Consider the following 23,001-nt stretch of genomic DNA (forward strand, 5'->3'; position numbering starts at 1 on the left):
TCTTCCTCCTAAATAACGAAATGATTTCCTTCTTCAGATGCATTTAATTGTCGTAAAAACTTTTTCGTACGTTCATTTTGTGGGTTTCTAAAAATCTCTTTTGGCGTTCCCTGCTCTACGATAATTCCATCCGCCATAAATATAATGCGATCCGCCACCTCTTTTGCAAAATTCATTTCATGTGTAACAATAACCATCGTTATATGCTGTCTTGCCAAGTCTTTAATAACTTGCAGTACCTCATTAACTAATTCTGGATCAAGCGCAGAAGTCGGTTCATCAAACAATAATACAACGGGATTTAAAGCCATTGCTCTAGCAATCCCTACCCTTTGCTGTTGCCCCCCTGATAACATCGTTGGATAAAAATCTTCTTTATCAGCTAATCCTACTTGTTTTAATATTTCTCTCGCTATTCTCTTTGCCTCTTCTTCACTTTTTTTCTGTACAACCGTTAATGGCGTTGTAATATTTTGCAGTGCTGTTTTATTTTTGAATAAATTATAGTTTTGAAAAACCATAGCTGTTTTTTGCCGTAATTGTATTATTTCTTTTTTATAAATTTTCTTCACATGAATCTCTAAATCTTCAATTCTAATACTTCCATCATTCGGTTGTTCTAATAAATTCAAACATCTCAATAGGGTCGATTTCCCTGAACCAGAAGGTCCAATAATTACTACCACTTCCCCTTTTTTCACAGTAAGTGAAATTCCCTTTAACACTTCATTAAGTTTGTAGGATTTATACAAATCACTTATCTCAATCACATACTTCACCTCATTTCTGTTATAAATACGGCGCATCAAGTTTCTTTTCTAATTTTTTCTGCCCCCAGCTAATTGCAATTGTAATAATCCAATACACAATCGCTACCGCTAAATAACTTTCCATATAACGATACGATTGAGCAGCTAACATTTTCGCTTGTGCTAAAATTTCAGCCACCCCAAGCGCAAAAGATAACGAAGATTCTTTTAACAATCCAACAAAATTATTTCCAAGTGACGGCACTGCTACACGAATAGCCTGCGGAAAGATAATTTGCCGCATGGCTTGTGCTTTTGTCATCCCTACTGATAAACAAGCATCCATTTGCCCTGATTCAACAGCATTTAATGAACCTCGAATTATCTCTGACAAATAAGCAGCATTATTTAAACTGAGACCAATTAAGGTTGCTTGCATAGCTGTAAGTACTGTAAAAGCCGGAAATATTTGTGGCAATCCGAAATACAACACAAACAATTGAACTAATAACGGTGTTCCTCTAAAGAAAGAGATATACACCCTTGCAATTGGATATAAAAATTTCGGTTTGTTTTTTGTTATGATTGCCAAGCCAATCCCTATAAAGAAAGAAATAATCATGGAAACAACAGTAATCCCTAAAGTTATGTATACATACTTAAATAATTGCGGAAAACTTTCTAAAAAATACGTTGCATCAAATTTCATTCTATCCCCCCTCTCTAAACAAAAAGCTCTTCTTATACATATAAGAAGAGTTGAATGTTAATCCATTTCCCCCCATCTTCCAAACGCATCATTCGTTTGCTGGAATTAGCACAGTACTTTTATAGCCTGTTGCTGAGATTTCATCGGGCCAGTCCCTCCATCTCTCTTGATAAGAAAACTAATAAATTTTTCCATTTATTAAGTTGTTATTATGAAGAATACAGATAAATTAAAACAATGTCAATAGGAAAACTAAGAATTAAATTTATACTTATTTCGTACATACAAACAATATGCCATCAAAATTACTCTTCTTTATACACCGTACACAAAAAGCCGGTACTTCTAACAAACTTAGAAATACCGGCTTCCAATCTTTTATTCTTATAACTTATGATATTTATTTCATCTTATGTACTTCAGCAACTAACTTTCCGCCTTGTATGCCCATATATAGCTTAACAGGCGCATCATTCGTGTTTTCAAACACTAAATCTAAATAAGGATACGCAATTGTAGCATCTCTTCCCTGCGGGACATAACCTACTGTTTTAGAATGTGTAGTTCTCTCTACCATTTTCAAACCAGCTTGATCTGCTGCATTGTATAGAGTTGATGATGTTTGACAAACGCCACCACCATAACCATCTACTAATTTACCATCTACAATTTCTTTACCTAATTGATATCCTTTATCTGGCGTTGTATCACCGATTAATGCATTGAAAGAGAAACTGTCTCCTTTTGCTAATACAACTCCATTTATGCTCGCTGCCGACAAACGAATATTCTCAATACGGCCACCTGCTGATCCACCTAAATTCGTTTCATATCTACCAATTACCGTGCCACTTCCTTGCGCATCACTTAATGTTGCGATAGGCTTTTTCTCAACAATAGGTAATTGATATGAAGAATCCCACATACCTACGTTTAATAATTTATCTACTAATTCTTTTTCCATTAATTCATAAGAAGGTTTTCCTTCTTGCCAACTTCCATCAGGAGCTATACGTGAAGGAACCATCTTTTTGTCAACGCTTTTCCCAACTTCACTTGCAACCTTCGTTACCGATTTTTTGAATTTCGCTTCATCTTCAAAATAACCTAAACTTGATAAATCTAATTTTTTTACTTCAGTACCAGTACGCGCATCAACCAAGCTAATTGAATCCTGTACATCAGCCTTAGCCTCTACAACGTTCCCACCAATATCACTCACTAATGCCACATCACTTACTTTTGCGCCACAACCACTTACTACAGCTACGCATAGTACCCCAACTAATATACCCTTTACTTTTCGGAACAATATACTCTCTCCTTTTCCCCCAACATTATTTCTTAAGTATTATTTCATTTTATGTATGTTTTGTTACAATCATTTTACAATATATTTAGAAAATGTTACAAGTTGTTTTTTACTCTATTTAAATTACTCTTTTCTTTTGTAAATGTCTATACATATTTATATAAATTTTTGAGTTTGGTAAGATTGTAACTTTTATGTAACCTTTCTATATCCAGTATATACCATTTAACGACTAGAATACAATTGGAAAACTCTTTCATTTCACCTCTTTATTCACCTACATGCTTCATGAAACGTAATGCTGATTTCTCATATATGATTATTATTAAACAACTGCAACCAAATTTTTATAGATCAAAACAATCAATCCCTTCAGCGCATCTAGGTATTTGCCGTGCCACTACTCCGCGTTTGCACATACATTATGGTGAATTCAACCTAATTATAAAGAAATGGAGGATGTTTTTATGTATCCCTACAATCCTTATGATCCATATAACCAATATGGATACCAACCTCAGTATGATTTACAGGCACAATACCAACAATATATAGATCAATCAGAACAAGTTAATCCATATGATCAAAATCGTCAATTTCAACTTCCAATCTCTTTCCCTGGTACTGGAAACCGTCAACTAGAACGACGAGTAAATGAGCTTGAGCAAAGAGTACGTCAACTAGAAAACACAGTTGAGCGACATACGCGTAGATTAAACCGCTTAAATCAGCGTTTACGTACAGTTGAAAACAGACTAAACATTCCATTTTCAGCATTAGAAGATGGATTTTAATTTCGAAAACTAATAAATATATAAGGAAGGGACTCCCCCTTCCTTATATAAATTGACGAAAGTTTTTTACATCTCTATACTGATAAGAGTTAATGAAATGAAACAAGGTGATAAAAATGGATTTTGAAATAAATTTTCTTTCCTTTTATGTAGTACAAGTAGAAGGAAAAGGTGAAGCAGTTGATAAACGCTATAAACATTTTCAAACATTAGACGCTGAAGAATATGAAGATAGCTCCTTAAAAGAATTTTTGAATGGTGAATTATTAAAAATTTCAAAGCGAAAAGTAGAACGTCACGCAAAAACAGAACAAGCCCCAACCAAGATTGGTCGCTTTATTGTAGAAGAAGGACATGAACTTGATTCAAACCCTCATTATAACCTTTTTAATCGTATTCGCTTTGCAGAAACAAAAGAACACTTCAAAGATATGAGCGAACCTCTCGTTTATACATATCTTGACACAAGCGCTGTACGTGGTGGTGTATTTTTAATCGCTCAAGCAAAACTACGTAAATACTTTGATGATCCATTCGTTTTCGTTATGAAATGTGACTTCGAGCCGAAAGTCGCTTCTATTTCCGATGAATCCACACTGATTCGTAACGTCGAAATGGCCATCACAACAAAAAACATGAAATCTATCCAATATCCGTACATGCCTGAAGAAGGCATCGTCGAAGTAGGCGAGCTAAAAATTCACCAAGCATCACACGCCCGTTACTTTGAAGACTTCTTAAAATTCGTAGAGTACGAACGCTCTATGCCTGAAATTATGAAAACACAAGTAATGGACATGGTATACGACCAAATTGAAGATGTATTTGAAGAAGGTACTGAAGAACGCGAACAATTCGACCAAGCGATGGAAGTATGGGCTGCCAGTCCGAAACGCGAAATTATGGAACAATTTTCAACCGAAGAAGTAATGGAAGCTACCGCTCAAATCGTCGAGCATGCTCCTGAAGTAGAATTAAAGTTAAAAGCAGATCATATCTCTGTGAAGGCCCTGCTTGCTGATTTTGGAGATCAAATACATATCGCAAAGGTAAATGACCGATACGTACTAATGATCGAAGCAGACACACTTACATTTGAAAAAGGATTCTCTCCAATTGAGTTTCTAAAGCCGGATGAATTGCAAGACGTGATTGAGCGGATTGAGAATAAGCAACAATATTCTTATGATCCGAACGGGATTGAATAAATGCTTCCATATAACTATTTTTACTGAGCGCTATTAACAAGCGCTCTTTTATTTTGGACATAGTTAACATTTATATTAAAAACCCATTCTACTAAGAATCGGTTTCTCTGCTGTATAACAAAATATGCTTATTTTAAAATTTTTTTGATCCAAGATGACATTTTTTGTAGGATCAAGTAGATCCCTTCCTTGCTGTACAAGCATATTTCCATTACAGATATTTGCTTCAATATTTCTAGTTGACCAAGTCCTTCTATAAGTTTTTGGTGTCCTTTTAGTCACTATGTATGTTGGTAAAATGAAATTTTCACTTCACTACCTCAAATTTATTGTACTCGTAAAAAGATAATTGAAAACGATATTTTGGATGTTCTCTCACCCAATCGTAGGCTTCTTCTAAAATATCCATTTTGTTTTGTGAGTCATTAAGTTCACTACATTCATCCCTTTTCTGTTCGCACAGAGGGCAGAATCCATTCACTATCTTGGCACTCATCGCACTAATAGTTTTACTTTCTAAGTTAACTAATAGACGAAGAATAAGAGAATGTTCTGCTTTTGTAGTCACCATCATTTCAGCAATTCTATCCTCATTCCAAAAGACACCGTTTAATTCCATCTTTACGTTGACATCTTTGATATCCAAGTTTATCACTATCACATCTCCCTTGTATAAAAATCTTATCTTACGCTTCTATTTTAATCGTTAATACCCGACGGTTTAAAGATATGTTAAGTTTTTTCCAATTCTTCTTCTTTGCTATAAGAGGAAGTGTAATTACTGCTAAAAGTAACGTGAATATTACACCACAAACTAAAACGGTTAAAATATTAAAGATCGCTTCCATTTAACTGTCCACTCTTTCATTTCTATGAGTTCTTATTTTATTAATACATTTTACAATTCTTACTACGCCTTTATTTTCAAAGCAATTATAACAACAAGTTTATTCCTATTTAATATGAATACATTATTCACCCGTCAATACGATGACATTAAATTTATGTAGTTAGAAATGGAGGCGAATCTCATTTAACCTCTGTATTCTCCTCCATCTCAGCCAAATACCTAAGTTGCCGCTCTGCCTTTCTCACTGCAGTAGGAAAGTGTTTTTTTAGTAGTTCTACTGCAGATTCACTTATATAATATCTTTCCGTTATACTTTCCCACGTGTCACTACTTTCAAATACACTCCATACGAAAGGACGCTCTGCACTTTTTTTCATTTCTTTAAATGCCCATTTTCGCATCTTTTTTTTCGCTTTTTCTGTTAGTTTTCCGTTCTTTACAAGTTCAAGCTCACCATGTCTCTTGTATCGCTTATTAATATCTCTCTCACTATATGCTTTAAGAAATATATTCGCTGTATTCTCAGCATCTGCGAAAGCACGATGTTGCCTACCTTCCCACGTTAAATCAAGCTGCTCCACTGCAAATTGTAAACTTGGTGTATGCTCAAATAATTCTTCATACGCCTGGAAAACAAATTTTTGCACATCAAATCTGCTCTCTTTTTCCATACATGGGCATTCTACACCATGTAATGTACAATCGTGAGATAGAAAATGATAATCTTCTTTTCCCCATGAAATAAATATAGAATCTTCTCCGATAAACTTAATAAATTTCTCTATAATTTGAGGGAACTTCTCTACACCAATTAAATCTTTCTTTGTAATTCCAGTTAATTTTGTTGTATGACGAGTTAATGGAGCACTTGGTTTTACTAACTCTGAAAATACTTCAATAATCTTCATTGTACTCACATCTATTTTTACAGCTCCAATATCAACTATTTCTGACGGATCTTCCGATTTATACGGCCTAAAATTCCTTTCAATATCAAACACAATGAAATGTGTAGCATTTTTCAATTTATTTACCTCTTTCTAAATTCCTTTTCACACAAATACTTTATTTTCAGTATTTATTTATTAATGCACTTTATGCATGAAATACCTCGTGTAAAAAAATAAAAATTCAGTCTTATTATCATATGTACATTGGAGGATATTCAATAAGAACGCAAAAAAAAGAAGGGCAAGCCCTTCTTTTTTTCATAATTACTTCTTGTTTACGTTTGTAGCTTGAGGTCCACGGTTACCTTGTTCTACTTCGAAAGTAACTTCTTGACCTTCTTCTAAAGATTTGAAGCCGTCGCCTTGGATAGCTGAGAAATGAACGAATACGTCTTCTCCGCCTTCAACTTCGATGAAACCGAAACCTTTTTCTGCGTTAAACCATTTTACTTTACCGTTTTGCATTTAAAAAATCCTCCTACAATGTACCTATATGTACATATTCATTTTCAACCACTTTACAATAATACGTCATAACTTAAAAAACTGCAACCCCCGAAGGAGATTTAACATTGCTACCCCCTTGGAAGTTACAGCTCATTTAAATCTCTATATTATTAAAAGTAAAATGGTTTAAAGTAACTATATCATATCAATATAATAAAAGCAAAGTTTTTTTACTAAATAACTTCTTTCTCCCATTGCATCGCTTTTAATTCACCTGATCCAGCTACAACATAGTCCTCTTTTTCATTCACAATGCGCCAACCATGCCCTTTAACCGAGTCACATACTGTAACAATTCCTTCATTAAGATGCACTCGGCAAACCGTGCTAACGCCTGCCTTATTTTGCGTTGAAGTCGTATATAACACATGTTGATCTACACTTAAATCTAAATAGCTACTAGCTTTCTGCTCACTTTGACATGTATGCCAATATAGTTTTTCATTCTCAATACTTTCATCTATTTTACGAAAAGAAATATTACCGCCAATTCCTTTACACGATCCACTTGCTGCTACTAAATAAGAATTATGTATAGTCAACGCAGAAATCATTTGATTCATCGCTATTTTAATTCTTCTTAATTTACGTTTCTCTAAATCAAAAAACCAAACACCACCATATTTCGCATGTATTTTCGTACCGATAAATAAGTAATGTTTATATAAGAATAACGAACGAATAGACGGTGCATCACTACCATAATCAAGAAATGGATGAATGGTCTCCCATGTAGAACCGAAATTATTGGAAAGATACAGTGTTTTATCTCCATGAGCAATGACAGTTCCTTGTACATTACTACACACATTCCAACTCGTTGCTTTTGTTGGAAAGCGCTGGATTGTCCACGTTTCTCCACAATTCATACTACGAATAAAAGCTCCTTCATCTCCTACCCCGTAAACTACATTACCTTCACTATGTAAATCTCGAATTCGTTTTTGGAACCCAGTTAAAATCTGTTTCCATTCTCCATCGTTTTCAATGAATAAACCATTATATGTAGTAGCTAACAAAAGCTTTCCATCTCTTAACTTTGTAATAGCGGTTGCACTGAACTCTGTTTCCACGTTGACACTCCCATTCCTAGAACTTCTCAGCAAAAGCAATTGCAAAATTACTGCATTTTTCAACGTCCTCTTCATCTTCTGGAGCTAATTCAATTTTCAATCCTTCTTGTACAAGCTCTGCTCCGCATTTCACAAGACGTTCTTCAAATATCGTTACCGCTTCACAAAACAGTTCATACGCCGTATCACCTGATCCAAAAACAGCCACTTTTTTACCCGTTAAATCTATATTTTCTAACTCATCATGGAAATCTTCCGCTTCAAATGGTAATTCACCATCACCCCACGTATAAGATCCTAAAATGATTCCATCATAACCTAATAATTCTTCAGCATCCATACCTTCCATCTCTTGTAATACTACTTCATGATTAAAGGCATCTAAACTTACTTTAATTAAATCAGCAATACTCTCTGTATTCCCTGACATACTTGCATACGCTATTAAAATTTTCGCCACTTTGGCATCCCCCTCTTACAATAAATGATTATCATTATATTAATAATGATAATCAATTTCAATTATATTTTTTGCTATTTTATTTAATTCCATAAAAAAAAGAACAGATGACTATACAATCATCCGTTCTTCTTTATTACTTTTTAAAAATACCAAATGGTTTTCCAACTGGTAATACTACTTTTCCGAAGTGTGTATTTAACACAGCTGCTGCTGAACCATAGAAAGATAATAATGAAATACATAGTTCAGAATACGCTGCTAAATTATGCATTGCGTGCGGCATAACACCTAAAGTACTTAATGAAAGACCGATAAATAAGAAATCAATAAGGACGAAAATCATAAATAATACTTTATGTGTTTCCATTGCACCAATTGTCATAAAGATCGTGAAAATCAAGTATCCGATAAAGGCTACACCAAGCTGTTTTGAATCTGCCGTTTGGGCTAATTTTTCACCAAATACTCCAAGTTGAATTAACCAAGTCATTCCAACACCTAACCAAAATAGGCCGTACGCACCAAATGCTGTTGTACCGAACGTATTATTATGCTTTGCATCGTGAATGCATGCAAAGATTTGTGCAAATCCTCCTAAAAAGATTGCCCATGGTAATACAAGTGAAACGCCATCTGTTAAGCCTAACTTTTGAGATGATGCTACAAGTGTTACCATCGCTAATCCAAATAGACCAATTCCAGATGGATCTGCTGTTGTCATTTTCACATGATGTGTAGTAGTTTGATTGCTCATATAAACCTCCTGATTATAAACATACTCGAATACAATACTTAAATCAGAAGGCTATGTCAATGGTTTTTTTTGTATGTTGTCAGACCTTATTCCCTATAATAATCGAATACACTTTGGGCCATTTCATACGGTTTTATATTTACATTTGGCAACTCATTTACCGGCATCCATAAAGGAATATAACTCCCTCTATCTTTCAGCTCGAACTCCTCGCCTTTACCACTTCCGAAAACTCCACCTATAATATGGGCATTATAATAATACTCCGTACCTTTATACTCCACCTTTGCAATCAGATGCTCCACTTGTATATGTACCCCTAATTCTTCATAAACCTCTCGCTTCGTTGCTTCTTCAGGTGTTTCTCCTTCTTCAATTCCCCCGCCTGGAAAAACAAAATACATCTCATCTTCTCGAACACGTTTTATAAGAGCAATTTTACCGTCCTGTACAATAATAGCCACGCCGCGATTTCTTCTCACTTTATTACCTCAACACCAATCGCAACTGTTCCCCATTCTTTTTCTTGTTCTTTTGTATAGATTTCATATGTACTTTCTAACATTTCTTCTATACTAAGTTCTTCACAATCAAATAATTTTTTATCAATTTGTTTGTACATTGCTTTAAAGCTTTCGTATCGCTTTATCTCCGTTACTTTTACAGCCATCGTTTCTGCTGTCGTAAGGTTCGTAAATACAATTTCATCGTCTTGTTTTATAAGTTGACGTTTTTTATCGTATAAGCGTATTTCATATACTTTTTTCCCTAATCGAATTGACTGAAAAGGTTTATTATATAATCCCATTTCGTATCTCATGCATTCCACTCCCTTTTATTCATCTTGCCTACTAACATTTTTGCACATTACTATTTCATACAACATAGTTCGCCTTACTTCACCTTGCATATAATGTTCCATATCCATTACTTTCTTTAGAGAGGATGCTAAAATTGGTATGTTATATTTAAATCAAAAACCTGAATATAATAAATATGATATCGGTGATTATACTTACAGTAAAGTAGGCCCTATTATTTTTTCTTGGAATGATGAAACAAAATTAAAAATAGGTAAGTTTTGTTCATTAGGAGAAGAAGTCGTTTTCGTACTTGGCGGTGAACATCGTGCTGATTGGATAACAACTTATCCATTTAATGTCCTCTTCGAAGAAGGAGCACATATTACCGGTCACCCTTCATCAAAAGGTGATATCGTAGTTGGCAATGATGTATGGATTGGTTATCAATCCTGCGTTTTATCTGGTGTTACAATTGGTAACGGGGCCATTATCGGTGCAAAAAGTGTAGTTACAAAAGACGTACCTCCATATGCAATTGTGGCTGGGAACCCTGCCAAACTAGTTCGCTATCGTTTCCCACAAGAAACCATTGAAAAACTAGAAAAACTTGCATGGTGGGACTGGGATATTTCTGTCATAAAAGGAGCTATTCCATTTCTACTCTCCAACAAAACCAACGAATTTTTTACCTCACCCGAAAAAGAATCTACATGATTGATACACATAAAAAAGAGCACCCTATTCTTACTGGATGCTCTTTTTGTATTTATTTTTTATTTATTTGTAAGTGATTACATGGAGAACATTGAAATGGAATTTTATCTAAGCAATTAAAGTTCGTTTCGCAAATTTGTTCTATCGTTGGAACAAATGGGATGACCACTATGTTACTTTCTATTATTTGTGTAACAGGTGGCAATACTGTACCTACTTGATGTTCAAAGCGAATACTCGCTTGATTAATATAATTTCCTGAACCACTTGGTGCACTCTGAACTGCTACTTGAAACGAAACTGTCCGCGCTTCACCCGGATTTAAATTTCCTATAAGAAACCCTGATACTGGACTTACATTTCGTAATGGAACACTATCGACTATTACGCTTCCAGGGATAAATCGAACACTACTATCTAATATGTCTTGAAAACGAATATTTTGCATGACAGTATCACCTGTATTTGTAATGACTGTCGTAAACGTAATGACATCTCCAATTGTTGCTGCCTGTAAATCTGCCGTTTTTACGACTGTCGTTGAGACATTTTGAGGGATAAACGGGATAACAACTGTATTGCTATCACCTTCAACTACTACAGGCGACTCATTCGGATTTACAGTTGCGAGCCCAGTCGCTGTAGCAATATTTGTAACTAAGTTATTTATTTGTCCTCCTGTTATTACAACTTAGAAATTAATAATTGCCGCATCATTTGGCTGAAAATCACCTAACGGAATACCAGTATTCGGATTGGCAAATGGAAGAGATACGTCATTTACCGTTACCGTGCCATTTATAAATAACGTATTCGGATCAATGATATCCGTTAAAACAATATTCGTCACAGGAACTGTACTATCATTTATAACGGCAATTCCGTAAGTGACAACATCTCCTACCATTGCTACTTCAAAGTTTGCTCCTTTTGCAACAAATAAGATTGCAGTGTTTACCGTTACAATAACTGTATTACTCGTGTCCATCACTGTAACTGGCGGCTCTCCTGGTACTAAAATATATTCTGCTAACACTCCAGCGACGTTCACTACTGTACCACCATCTGGAAAACTCATAATTGTAGCTTCATATGTTACAATCGCCGTCTCACCGACTGGAATGTCTAAAATCGTAAATCCAACCTGCGGATTTACTCCTGGACGCGCTACTCCATTTACCGTTACACTATTTGGTACAAAAGCCGCTTCCGGAGATAGCACATCAATAAATTGAACATTCATTGCATCAGCCGTACCAGTATTTAATATGCGAACACGATACGTTACCGTTTCTCCTACTCCAACAATTGAATGATCTACTTCTTTCAGCATATCTAAACTGCCTCTATTTACTGGTGTGACTGTCGTATTACTTGAATTCGTAATTGTAAATGGTGGTTCTCCTGGAATCAATTCGAAATCACCAGTTACTCTCGCTGTATTCATAATGCTACTAGAAGGTGGAATTGCGATTACATTTACTTCAAATGTGATTAATACGCTATCCCCTACTGCAAGATTTAGTAATGAAAAGCCTACAAAAGGATCTAAACCTACTTGTGGAATCCCATTTATCTGTACACTTCCAAGAACAAATTCTAAACTAGCGGATGGAACATCGATAAACTGAACATTCGTCGCCAGTACCGTTCCTGTATTCGTAACTTGCACACTATAAATTAACGTATCTCCTAATCGTGTTGCTTGTTTATTTACTGATTTAATAACATTAAATCTACCTCTATTTACCCTTGTTATCGTCGTATTACTCGGTTCAGTTACTACAACAGGTGGCTCTCCTGGCACTAAAGTAAAGTTTCCTGTTATATTTGCAACGTTCGTAATTGTTCCTGATGACGGGATGGTTGTAACTGTCGCTTGAAACGTCACTATAACGGTTTCACCAACGAGTATATCTCCAACTCCAAATCCAGTAATCGGATTTAAGTTTGGTTGCAGGGCCCCATTTACCGTTACACTATTTGGTACAAATGACGCTCCTGCTGAAATCGTATCAATAAACTGAACATTGTTAGCTGTTACTGTTCCCGTATTCGTTATTTGCACTGTATACGTTAATACATCGCCAACGAGAGTCGCAGCCCTGTTCACCTGTTTTATAACATTAAATCGTCCTCTATTTACAGTTATGAGTGTTGTATTGCTTGGCTGATTTACTACAACTGGTGGTTCTCCTGGTACTAATATAAAGCTTCCAGTCACATTTGCCGTATTGGCAATCGTTCCGTTTGATGGAACACTGACAACTGTTACTTGGAATGTTACTTCTACACTTTCACCTGGATTTATATCTGGAAGCGGGAATCCATTATTCGGATTGAATCCAGGTTGTAACACACCGTCTATCGTTACACTGTTCGGCACGAATGCTATAGAGGAAGGTAATACATCACTATATTGAACATTCGTTACTGCCACTGTCCCTGTATTTTGAACTACGGTTGTATAGGTGATTGTATCGCCTACTGTAACAACCGGCTGACTTACTGATTTTAATACTTTCAAACCAGATTCATTTATTTCTGTTAATGTCGTGTTACTTGTCGTCGTCTCAGTAATAGGCGGTTCTGTTTCACTTACAGCAAATGTAGCGGTAACGTCTACAAAGTTAACAACTGTACCACCTTCTGGTATGCTCGTTACCCTCTCCTGATATGTGACAAGTACAAAATCATCTACAGGTATATCTGGAACTGTAAAACCGATAAAAGGATCTAATCCTGGTGCCGGTACCCCGTTTATGCTCACACTTCCTGGTACAAATGCTACACCCGCGGAAGTAGTATCGATAAATTGAACATTAGTCGCTGGCACTGTTCCAAAATTAAAGATCAATACATCATACGTTAAAATTTCTCCTACAGTGGCTACTTCCTTATCTACTAGTTTTAATGGGAAAATCGAAGCTATATTAATTGTCGTAACGACTAAATTCGTTAATATCGTTTCCGTAATCGGTGGTTCCTGCGGATTTGGTTGTGAAGTAAATGTAACGTCTGCATCATTTAATATGACTTCATTATCTGGAATTTCTGTAATCGTCACTTGGAATGTTACCGTAATACTTCCACCAGCAATTAATAATGGAGTAACTGTAAAGCCTATTTCTGGATTTAAACCGAATTGCTGCACTCCACCTATCGTTACACTATTTTCTACAAATGTCGTTCCTTCTGGTATGACATCTTGGAAGAACACATCTGTAACAGGTATAATTCCTACGTTTGAAATGAGCACGGTATACGTTAATACATCCCCAACAGCCCCAGTTGCAACATCAACTGTTTTTGTTGCTGTTACTTCACCAGGAGGAGGTAACGGTATTGTAACTACTGTCGTATTACTTGAATTTGTCGTTGTTACAGGTGGTTGTAAAGGATTTAATAAGAACGTGGCTGTAGCAGATGCCGTATTTAATACTGCTCCGCGCGGGGATGGCGCAACTACTGTAACTTGGAACGTTACAGTCAATGATGTCCCAGCTGCAATATTAGGAATCAGAAAACCAACATTTGGATCAAACCCAGGTTGTGGCGTTCCATTTATCGTTACACTATTTGCTACAAATGTTGTTTCTAGAGCAATTGGATCAATGAAAGAAACATTCGTCGCTGGTACTGTGCCGTTATTTCGAATGACAACAGAATACGTGTAAGTTTCTCCAAGTGCTGCTTGTTGTACAGATGAAGATTTTTGTATATTTAACTGTGCTGTGTTTACTTGCGTCACGACGAAATTGCTATTCGTAACAGTCGTTATCGGAGGCCCTGCCGAATTTATAAGGAAACTTGCAGTAACGTTCGATTGGTTTCTTATATTTCCACCGCTCGGAACACTCGTCACTGTAACTTGAAACGTAATCGTAGCCGTTTGACCAACCGGAATATTCGTAACTGGAAGACCTACCATAGGATCCGCACCTTGTTGAACGACTCCATTTATCGTTACACTATTCGCAACAAACGTAGATCCAGCAGGTATAGGATCTTGAAAAATAATATTTGTCGCAGGAACAGTTCCTGTATTTTGAATACGAATCGTATACGTTAACGTATCTCCTACACCTGCTTGTGGTGTATTTACACTCTTTATTACATTAACTGAACCTACATTCACTCGTGTCACGACTATATTACTAATTGTTACAATTGTAATTGGTGGCTGCAGAGGACTTACTTGAAAATCAGCAGTTACATTCGCATTATTCGGAAGTACTCTATTTGGTGGTACGCTCGTAATTGTCACTTGAAAAGTGACGGTTACCATCCCTCCTACTGGAATATTAGCAAGTGGAAATCCAGTTGTCGGGTTTAAACCTGGTTCAGAGGTTCCATTTATCGTTACACTATTTGCTACAAACGTTGTTCCAGATGGAATTGGATCAAGGAATGATACATTTGTTGCTGCTACTGTTCCACTATTTTGTATACGAACTGTATACGTTAACGTATCTCCTACACCTGCTTCAGTAGCGCTTACACTTTTCATTACATTTAGTCCTGAAGAATTTACGATTGTCATAACAGTATTACTTGGCACCGTTACAGTCACTGGTGGCTCTGTTGGATTTACAAGAAAATCTCCAGTGACATTCGCATTATTTACAACATTATTTCCTTGAGGAATTGAATCAACTAATACTTCAAACGTAACAATTACACTCGCACCAGTAGGTAAATTATTCAATGTAAATCCAAGTTCTGGATCTGCCCCTTCCTGTAAAACACCATTAACCAATACACTATTTTCAATAAATAGCGTTCCTTGTGGAATTGAATCTTGGAAAAATACATTTGTAGCTGGTACACTACCTGCATTTATTATTTCGATTGTATATATTAAAATATCTCCTACAGTTGCAACACTCGTATTCACAGATTTTATAACTTCAAAGCTCCCTGTTTGTACTGTCGTATTCACGACGTTACTCGGAACAGTAATAGTAACTGGTGGTTCACTCGGATTCACTTGAAAACTTGCGGATACAGTTGCACTATTTAAAACATCTTCATTTTCTGGATCCTGTACAATTAATACGTCAAATGTGACTACAACGGTTTGAGCCGCAGGAATATTTTGAAGAGAAAATCCTGTATTCGGATTCAATCCACTTTGCGGTACTCCATTAATCGTTACAGAATTTGCAACAAATGAAACAGCGGAAGAAATAGTGTCTTGGAAAAACACATTTGTTAACGGAACGTTTCCTGTATTTTGAACGGCAATCGTGTACGTTAAAGTATCTCCTACTGCCGCTTGAGCTGTATTTACTTCTTTTATTACATTTAAACCACCTGTATTAACTTGTGTTACAACTGTATTCGTTTGTCTATTAATCGTTACTGGCGGCTGATTCGGAATAACGACGAAATTAGCAGATACATTTCCGCGATTCGCAATCGTACCTCCTGATGGCGTTGATGTCACTCGTACTTGAAAAGTCACTACCCTACTTCCACCTGGAGATATATTCGCTACTGTAAACCCAGTCGCTGGATTTGCTCCAGGTTGCGAAACTCCATCAACAGTTACACTATTTGGGATAAAAGTCGTTCCAATTGGGATTGGATCTTGAAAAATAACGTTCATCGCCAGTACATTTCCAGTATTTTCAATTGTAACGGTATACGTAAGAACGTCATTAACTGTCGCAAAAGCTCTATCTACTGTTTTTCTCGTTCTTATATCAGCTATATTTATTGTAGTAAATACAGTATTACTTGTCGCTTGACCTGAAATTGGTTGTTGACCAGGCACTGGAGTAAAGTTAAATGTTACACTCGCACGGTTTGGAATTGGATTTACAAGAGGACTCGATGTTACTCGAACTTGAAAGCGTACTACAGTCGTTTGCGAAGCATTAATACTTCCAAGATTAATACTACTTGCTGGATTCGCTCCTGGACGTGCTACTCCGTTTACCGTAACGCTGTTTGCGACAAATGTTGTTCCTGCAGGGATACTATCAACAAAAATAACATTATTTGCAGCAACATTCCCATTATTCGTCACATTAACTGTGTACGTTAATACGTCATTAAGCGTTGCCGTCTGTAAATCTACAGATTTTTGCAAACTTAAATTCGCACGATTAATTGTTGTCTGTACTGTATTTGAAGAAGCTGTACTTGTAACGAGTGGACTTCCTACGAAAGGACGGAATTGATAAGACACCACCGCACGATTTGGAATTGGGTTCGGACTTGGGAATGATGTGACTCTCACTTGAAATGTAACGATTCTCTGAGTATTGTTAGGTATCGTTCCTAAATTAATTCCGGTGGCTGGATTCGCACTCGGCTGAGTTACTCCCCCTACTGTCACACTACCGGCTACAAACGTCGTTCCATTCGGAATACTGTCTTGTAATACAACGTTATCCGCACTTCCCGTCCCTGTATTCGGAACTGTAATCGTGTAAGTAAGAGTATCCCCTACACCTGCAACTGTTTTATCAACTAATTTAACAGGATTAATACTTGGACCCGTCGCATCAATTTGAACACCAAAACCAGCTGCAGCGTATCCATCTCCATTTGTGACGAAACGAACAGTCGCTGACGTCTGATTGTTTACTAATGATGATGAAGCATCTACATTCGTAATATCCCACCCTTGTCTTCGAACGGCCAAAGCTGTTCCTAATGGTTGATTCAAATTTCCAAATGTACCAGTTGTATCTAAATTTCCATTGTCATTACAAATTTGTGACTGAAAGAAATTATTTGCAGGATTTCTCGGTCCGAATAAAGCAACTGTAGTATTCGCATTCGGCCCAAAGCGAAGTTGATCTCCAGAAATGTTAGAATCACCTTCTTGGGCAGTTACAAGTACCCTTCCTGTAACAACTCCTGTAGAAGGGGTTGCAAAACCTGAAATAATAGCATCAACTGGTGGTGACGAAGCATCAATGATTTCTTGACCTGCATACACTGATAAATTCCGAAGTGGTAAACTCGCACTTTGATAAACAACTTCAAGAGTCCAACCTACCGAACGACTAATTGATGTCTCAGCGGATGTTCTTGTAGCTGGTACGCCCCCCGTTGTATATGGACCTGCCCCACCCGCATTAACAAGACTTGTCACATTGGCAGAGCGAACGTAATAAAATTGACTTCCAACAGAACCTTGCTGTGCAGTTGCAGGATCTGGCGTAACTGAAAAGGTCCCTATGGGTGTTCTAAAGGTGATATTATCATTTAAAAATGCAGTAACATCCTCAGTATCAGTCTTGTATGTGCCGGCCCACACAAGTTCTGCGTATAAAACATTACTCCCTGCTGGAAGGTTTAAAAGTGCACTTGAAGAATTTAACCGCCAATCATTCGTCGTTCCTACTGGGAACCCCGGAACTTGAAGTGATGTATTTACTGTAGTAAACACATTAATCGTACCGAAGTTATTGCCCGGGGCAGGCGAGGTCGGGCTTAATCCTAATGTGTTCCCAGTGAACGTGACGGCACCAGTTACTGTCGTTGTAAAGCGATTCATAAAAGGCACATAATCATCTCATTTCATTTATAGTAAAAAGTGCTCTATACTATAAAATGTAGACAAACTATGCAACGTACGTTGTCCAACAAAATTCCGCACATACGAGAGGGGTTTATAAAACTATGCGCTACGTTATCGTAACAGGAACTTCACAAGGTTTAGGTGAGGCAATTGCCACCCAATTGCTAGAAGAAAATACAACGGTCATCTCTATTTCTAGAAGAGAAAATAAAGAGCTTACTAAACTTGCAGAGCAAAATAACAGCAATTATATTTTTCATTCCGTAGATCTTCAAGATGTACATAACTTAGAAACTAACTTTAACGAAATCATTTCATCTATTAAAGAAGATACTGTATCATCTATTCATTTAATTAATAACGCTGGCACGGTTGCACCAATGAAACCGATCGAAAAAGCAGAAAGCGAACTTATCATTTCAAACGTTCAAATTAATTTAATCGCACCAATGATCCTTACTTCCACTTTCTTGAAACATACGAAAGACTGGAAATTAGATAAACGAGTTATAAACATTTCTTCCGGAGCAGGAAAAAATCCTTATTTCGGATGGGGCGCTTATTGCACAACGAAAGCAGGTGTAAATATGTTTACACAGTGCGTAGCAACTGAAGAAGTGGAAAAAGAATATCCAGTAAAAATCGTCGCTTTTGCACCTGGTGTTGTTGATACAAATATGCAAGCTCAAATTCGTGAAACAAATAAAGAAGACTTCATAAATTTAGACCGCTTCATCACATTAAAAGAAGAAGGAAAGCTACTGTCACCTGAATATGTTGCGAAAGCAATTCGTAGCTTACTAGAAACAGAGGACTTCCCGCAAGGTGAGGTAATTCGAATTGATGAATAACAAAAAGGCACGCTATACCTAGTGTGCCTTTTCATTCTATTTCTCTAAAAATATAAGTACAGACTCCATAATCTGTTCATAACCGATTTCTTGATAAATTTTATTCGATGTTGGATTTGCCAGGTCAGTATATAATGTCGTTGTTTTGTAACCTTCATCTAACATACGTTGACTAAGTGCAGCTACACAATTTGATGCGTACCCTTTTTTCCGTTCTTCTTTCGGCGTATATACGAAATTAACTGTTATATTATTTGTAGTTGGTCTTGTTTTTGCAGCTACAGAGACTAATTTCCCGCCAACCTCCAGACCAAATAGACGGTTGGTAGTTATTAATGTATGCGCGGTTTGTTTCGCTTCTTCTTTCGTAGTAGGAAGCTTCACGTCTTCGCAGAATTGATATATCCATTTTTCTATTAATGGTAGCTCATCACTATTTATTTCTCGAAAAATCCCATCCTCGGTCCACTTCTGCTTAACTTGTTGTAATGCATACACACCTTGTTTCATTACAACATTAGTTTTCTTATTTTCTAACACCGCAATCTCTTCCGCTAATTTTTGTACAACTTTCTTATTACCGATCAACCCAGGAATATCCGGATATACTTTCGTTAACTCTTTTGCAAGTTCTACTATATCTTCTTCCGAAATTTCAGACGTAGCGACAATGATTTGTTTCTCCACCGTTTGAAGAAATACAACTGCAATTTCTTCTCCTTGTTTCGCTACCCCCATAAATTTCGGTTCTTGAGCCACTTGTAATACACCTAATATGAGATTATTTTCCTGCTCACTCTTTTCTAAAAATGGTGTGACATCTTCTTTAAAACGAAGAATCTCTTCATATACGTGTAATTGAATCATCGACAATCTCTTCTCTCCATTTATATTTTAATTACATATTGGCGATTGATTCATTAAATCCTTCTTTTACGATTCGATAATATTTGAAACTAATGTGCTCAAATCATTTTCAGCATGCAAAACTCTCTTCTTTTCCTTCTCAAATATCTCTTCTTCTTTTCGAAAAGATTCTTTCCGATTTTGAATCATACGCTCCATTTCTTTTTTACTCGGACCACCATATACATTTCTTTTTTGAATAAAAGCTTCTGGTGATATAATTTCTTTCCACTCTTCTTCTAATAAATTTACTCTTAACTTTTCTTGCAAGTACATATTTACTTCTTTGAAATGTAATTCATGCAATTCTTTCTTCTGCCGCATAGACATATCTGCAATCGCACTTGCTGCATGATGTGCATGCCGAAATGGTATTTCATAGTTTCTTGTTAAAACATCTGCGAAATCTGTAATCGTAATCGCATGTTTATATGAACGACTTTTTAACGTTTCCACTTCTACTTTCATCGTTCGAATGACTGCGTTCATAATACAAAAAACACGAATCGCCTTTTCGATTCCTTTATATAAATACGGCTGCAAGTCATCCTCCGTATCAACAATATCGCCAAATGGTGTATTATGAATCATTTGAAATACAGTAAAGGCTTCCCCTAAAACACTACTCGTAATAGCGCGGGCATGTTCAATTGAAACAGGATTTCGTTTTTGCGGCATAATACTACTTATTTGCACATATGGCTTCGCTACAGTAATCCCTTCATATTCTTTCGTCGCTAATAGTAAAAAATCATGAATCCATCTACTCATGTTCGTCATAATAACCATTAGCAACGAACTAGTTTCTAATAAATAATCCGCCCCAGCAACAGCATCATACGAGTTCTCAATTACATTTGTAAATCCCAGTAGCTGTGCCACTCGTTCTCGCTTAATCGGGAAGCTTGTTGTAGAAAGGGCAGCTGCCCCCATTGGAGAATGATTTACAAGATGATACGCTTTTCTCGTTCGTTCTAAGTCTCTTTGCATCGTATCGTAAATTGCCAAAACATAATGACCAAATGTTGTTGGTTGCGCTGGTTGTGTATGTGTATACGCAGGCATAATTGTTTCCATATGTTCCTCAGCGAGCTCCAGCATACTTTCTTGCAGCAATAAATGATGTTCCATTAACTGTAAAACATATTGCCGCAAACTCATGCGATACATCGTTACACCCATATCATTTCTACTCCTACCGATATGCATATTACTGACAAATTCACACTTTGCTTCTTGAGAAAGTAAATGTTCAACTAAGAAAAAAAGATCTTCATGTTGCTCTGTATATAGCAACTGATCCTTTGGAATTGCTCCTACTTTTTTAAGCGCTGTTAGTATAACTTTAGCTTCTTCTCTTTTCATCAACTTTTCTTCAGTTAACATAATAATATGTGCCCTATGCACTTGAAACATATCTTTCAATAAATAATTGTGTTGAAAATCAAATACATGCTGTAATACACAATCCACATATGTCTTCCCAGGGAAATCAGCGCCTTCACTCTTTATAAACTCTTCTTTACTCTGTTTCATCACCTTTTCCCCTCCCACCTAAGTATTACTACCCATCATACCCAGGGATGGAAAAAAAGTGCTTGTACGTAAAAATAAACTCGGTGCTTATAGCACCGAGTTTATTTAATAAAAGTCGCATCATACTTGTCACTTTGCAATACTTGGAAATGTAAATTTGCTAAATGTTTACGTATTTCAGCACTGTCATCTTCATTTAAATCATTTGCCAAGAAAACAATTTCTGTACAGTTTCCGCGTTTATCCATTGCATAAACTGCTTTAGTTACCGTCCATGGTGTATAACCATTCTTTTGCCCGGCATGCCTGAATGTTTTACGATATTTCTTCGCACTCATATCTGTTTCAACGATATTCGCCCACACTTTTTCTTCTGCCTCTGTCAGGCCACCTTTATGATTGGCCTTTTGAAGCAGTACCATATAATCGTTAGCGGAAGCAGCCGGCAATCTATCCGACCAAATTTTATCATATCGTTCCTCTAAATAAAGAGGAATTTCCTTCTGTAATAATGGCCCCTTCTTTTTTAAGCGTTCATGAATAATCATAGCATATTCACGATATTGCTCTTGAGACATTTCTTTTAACTTTTTCTCTATTTTATATTTTGGAACATGTAATTCTTTATGCAAATATCCCGGAATATATAAAGATGAAACAATCGGAAATAGCGGTTGATGTGCAGGAAGCGCTAAACTTTGTAAATTCCGATTAATATTGTCTAATCCTAATACCTCCATTAAATATTCAGTATTTGCATTAGAACTAAACTTAACCATACCTTTTGCAACTTCCTCTAAAGAGACTGCCCCTTCAGTTATTTTTTCTTTTTTTTGCAAATAACTTTGCCATCTGTCTTGTGCACCACCATCTGTATTCGGCACATAATAGCGATTCACATCATTAATTGAAACGAAACTAGACGGGTCGATTTTCCCCTCTGTAACTTGTTTCGTATATTCAAGCGCCACAATTAACTTCATCGTACTAGCAACTGGCAATACAACATCTGGATTTACAGAATACACAACTTTATCATTTCTCTTTACTAGAAGAGCACTATTTTTTTCCTCTTTATGTTCTTCAATAAAGGATGCTATGTACTGCGCATCATCATTATTTGAACTCCACACTTTTTTCACTAAAAAGTTACCCGATATCAGCAAAACAAAAATACCCACAATCACTGCGCATACTATAGTTTTTTTCAAGTAAAATTCCTCTCCTATTGTGTAACTCTTCTCTATTTATCTCTTAAAAATAAAATAATGGAGATGATTAT

Annotated in this window: 19 protein-coding genes, 1 pseudogene and 1 riboswitch; of the genes and pseudogenes, 4 read left to right on the forward strand and 16 right to left on the reverse strand. The window is 36.4% G+C overall.

All coding sequences use genetic code 11. The annotated features are described in order from the left end of the window. Positions 1–8: 8 nt before the first annotated feature. The 3 genes from JDS80_RS07625 to JDS80_RS07635 all read right to left on the reverse strand — a co-directional run bounded on the left by JDS80_RS07625 (position 9) and on the right by JDS80_RS07635 (position 2,770). Positions 9–770: an ATP-binding cassette domain-containing protein gene (locus JDS80_RS07625; protein ID WP_199637876.1), complete on the reverse strand. Its 762-nt coding sequence runs from the start codon at positions 768–770 to the stop codon at positions 9–11. Between the two features lie 19 nt (positions 771–789). Beyond that, a complete protein-coding gene (locus JDS80_RS07630; protein ID WP_199637878.1) occupies positions 790–1,458 on the reverse strand; it encodes an amino acid ABC transporter permease in 669 nt (222 codons plus the stop codon). A 69-nt stretch (positions 1,459–1,527) separates the two neighbouring features. Beyond that, positions 1,528–1,634: riboswitch (SAM riboswitch) on the reverse strand. A gap of 224 nt (positions 1,635–1,858) precedes the next feature. Further along, entirely contained in the window at positions 1,859–2,770 is a 912-nt protein-coding gene (locus JDS80_RS07635; protein WP_000488981.1) for a VanW family protein, read from the reverse strand. Between the two features lie 467 nt (positions 2,771–3,237). Here JDS80_RS07635 and JDS80_RS07640 point away from each other — a divergent pair, with 467 nt between their 5' ends. Continuing rightward, the gene (locus JDS80_RS07640; RefSeq protein WP_098501387.1) at positions 3,238–3,564 is read left to right on the forward strand and encodes a hypothetical protein; all 327 of its coding nucleotides are present in this window, start codon (positions 3,238–3,240) and stop codon (positions 3,562–3,564) included. A gap of 116 nt (positions 3,565–3,680) precedes the next feature. Beyond that, the gene (locus tag JDS80_RS07645; RefSeq protein ID WP_199637880.1) at positions 3,681–4,772 is read left to right on the forward strand and encodes a DUF3900 domain-containing protein; all 1,092 of its coding nucleotides are present in this window, start codon (positions 3,681–3,683) and stop codon (positions 4,770–4,772) included. 307 nt (positions 4,773–5,079) lie between these two features. Here the strand turns inward: JDS80_RS07645 and JDS80_RS07650 are convergent, their stop codons facing one another. The 9 genes from JDS80_RS07650 to JDS80_RS07690 form a co-directional block, all read right to left on the reverse strand. Continuing rightward, the gene (locus JDS80_RS07650; RefSeq protein WP_199637882.1) at positions 5,080–5,427 is read right to left on the reverse strand and encodes a hypothetical protein; all 348 of its coding nucleotides are present in this window, start codon (positions 5,425–5,427) and stop codon (positions 5,080–5,082) included. Positions 5,428–5,458: 31 nt separating this feature from the next. Then, on the reverse strand, positions 5,459–5,620 hold the full coding sequence (locus JDS80_RS07655) for a hypothetical protein (RefSeq protein WP_199637884.1): 162 nt from the start codon (positions 5,618–5,620) through the stop codon (positions 5,459–5,461). A gap of 181 nt (positions 5,621–5,801) precedes the next feature. Then, complete coding sequence (locus JDS80_RS07660) at positions 5,802–6,647, reverse strand: exonuclease (protein WP_199637886.1); 846 nt, start codon at positions 6,645–6,647, stop codon at positions 5,802–5,804. A 189-nt stretch (positions 6,648–6,836) separates the two neighbouring features. Further along, complete coding sequence (gene cspB, locus JDS80_RS07665) at positions 6,837–7,037, reverse strand: cold shock-like protein CspB (RefSeq protein ID WP_001179147.1); 201 nt, start codon at positions 7,035–7,037, stop codon at positions 6,837–6,839. A 215-nt stretch (positions 7,038–7,252) separates the two neighbouring features. Then, positions 7,253–8,152 (reverse strand): beta propeller repeat protein, encoded by a 900-nt coding sequence (locus JDS80_RS07670; protein ID WP_199637888.1) that lies wholly within the window; start codon positions 8,150–8,152, stop codon positions 7,253–7,255. Between the two features lie 16 nt (positions 8,153–8,168). After that, positions 8,169–8,612: a flavodoxin gene (locus JDS80_RS07675; protein WP_199637891.1), complete on the reverse strand. Its 444-nt coding sequence runs from the start codon at positions 8,610–8,612 to the stop codon at positions 8,169–8,171. A gap of 136 nt (positions 8,613–8,748) precedes the next feature. Next, positions 8,749–9,369 carry an acetate uptake transporter gene (locus JDS80_RS07680; protein ID WP_000070943.1) on the reverse strand — a complete coding sequence of 207 codons (621 nt, stop codon included), beginning with the start codon at positions 9,367–9,369 and terminating at the stop codon, positions 8,749–8,751. 86 nt (positions 9,370–9,455) lie between these two features. Then, positions 9,456–9,851 (reverse strand): NUDIX hydrolase, encoded by a 396-nt coding sequence (locus JDS80_RS07685; RefSeq protein WP_071771995.1) that lies wholly within the window; start codon positions 9,849–9,851, stop codon positions 9,456–9,458. Then, on the reverse strand, positions 9,848–10,189 hold the full coding sequence (locus JDS80_RS07690; RefSeq protein ID WP_199637893.1) for an ASCH domain-containing protein: 342 nt from the start codon (positions 10,187–10,189) through the stop codon (positions 9,848–9,850). The genes JDS80_RS07685 and JDS80_RS07690 overlap by 4 nt, the downstream gene beginning before the upstream one ends. A gap of 139 nt (positions 10,190–10,328) precedes the next feature. Between JDS80_RS07690 and JDS80_RS07695 the strand changes: the two genes are divergently transcribed. After that, positions 10,329–10,886 (forward strand): CatB-related O-acetyltransferase, encoded by a 558-nt coding sequence (locus tag JDS80_RS07695; protein ID WP_199637895.1) that lies wholly within the window; start codon positions 10,329–10,331, stop codon positions 10,884–10,886. Positions 10,887–10,938: 52 nt separating this feature from the next. Here the strand turns inward: JDS80_RS07695 and JDS80_RS07700 are convergent. Then, positions 10,939–18,411: pseudogene (locus JDS80_RS07700) on the reverse strand (DUF7507 domain-containing protein). A 116-nt stretch (positions 18,412–18,527) separates the two neighbouring features. Between JDS80_RS07700 and JDS80_RS07705 the strand changes: the two are divergent. After that, positions 18,528–19,277, forward strand: coding sequence for a (S)-benzoin forming benzil reductase (locus tag JDS80_RS07705; RefSeq protein WP_199637898.1), 750 nt, complete (start codon positions 18,528–18,530; stop codon positions 19,275–19,277). Positions 19,278–19,313: 36 nt separating this feature from the next. Here the strand turns inward: JDS80_RS07705 and JDS80_RS07710 are convergent, their stop codons facing one another. The 3 genes from JDS80_RS07710 to JDS80_RS07720 form a co-directional block, all read right to left on the reverse strand. Continuing rightward, the gene (locus JDS80_RS07710; RefSeq protein ID WP_199637901.1) at positions 19,314–20,150 is read right to left on the reverse strand and encodes a GNAT family N-acetyltransferase; all 837 of its coding nucleotides are present in this window, start codon (positions 20,148–20,150) and stop codon (positions 19,314–19,316) included. A 60-nt stretch (positions 20,151–20,210) separates the two neighbouring features. Next, on the reverse strand, positions 20,211–21,719 hold the full coding sequence (gene argH, locus JDS80_RS07715) for an argininosuccinate lyase (protein ID WP_199637979.1): 1,509 nt from the start codon (positions 21,717–21,719) through the stop codon (positions 20,211–20,213). Positions 21,720–21,820: 101 nt separating this feature from the next. After that, the gene (locus JDS80_RS07720; RefSeq protein ID WP_199637904.1) at positions 21,821–22,930 is read right to left on the reverse strand and encodes a serine hydrolase; all 1,110 of its coding nucleotides are present in this window, start codon (positions 22,928–22,930) and stop codon (positions 21,821–21,823) included. Positions 22,931–23,001: the final 71 nt, after the last annotated feature.

This window comes from Bacillus cereus group sp. N8 (genome assembly GCF_016483685.1).
Classification (GTDB): Bacteria; Bacillota; Bacilli; order Bacillales; family Bacillaceae_G; genus Bacillus_A; species Bacillus_A proteolyticus.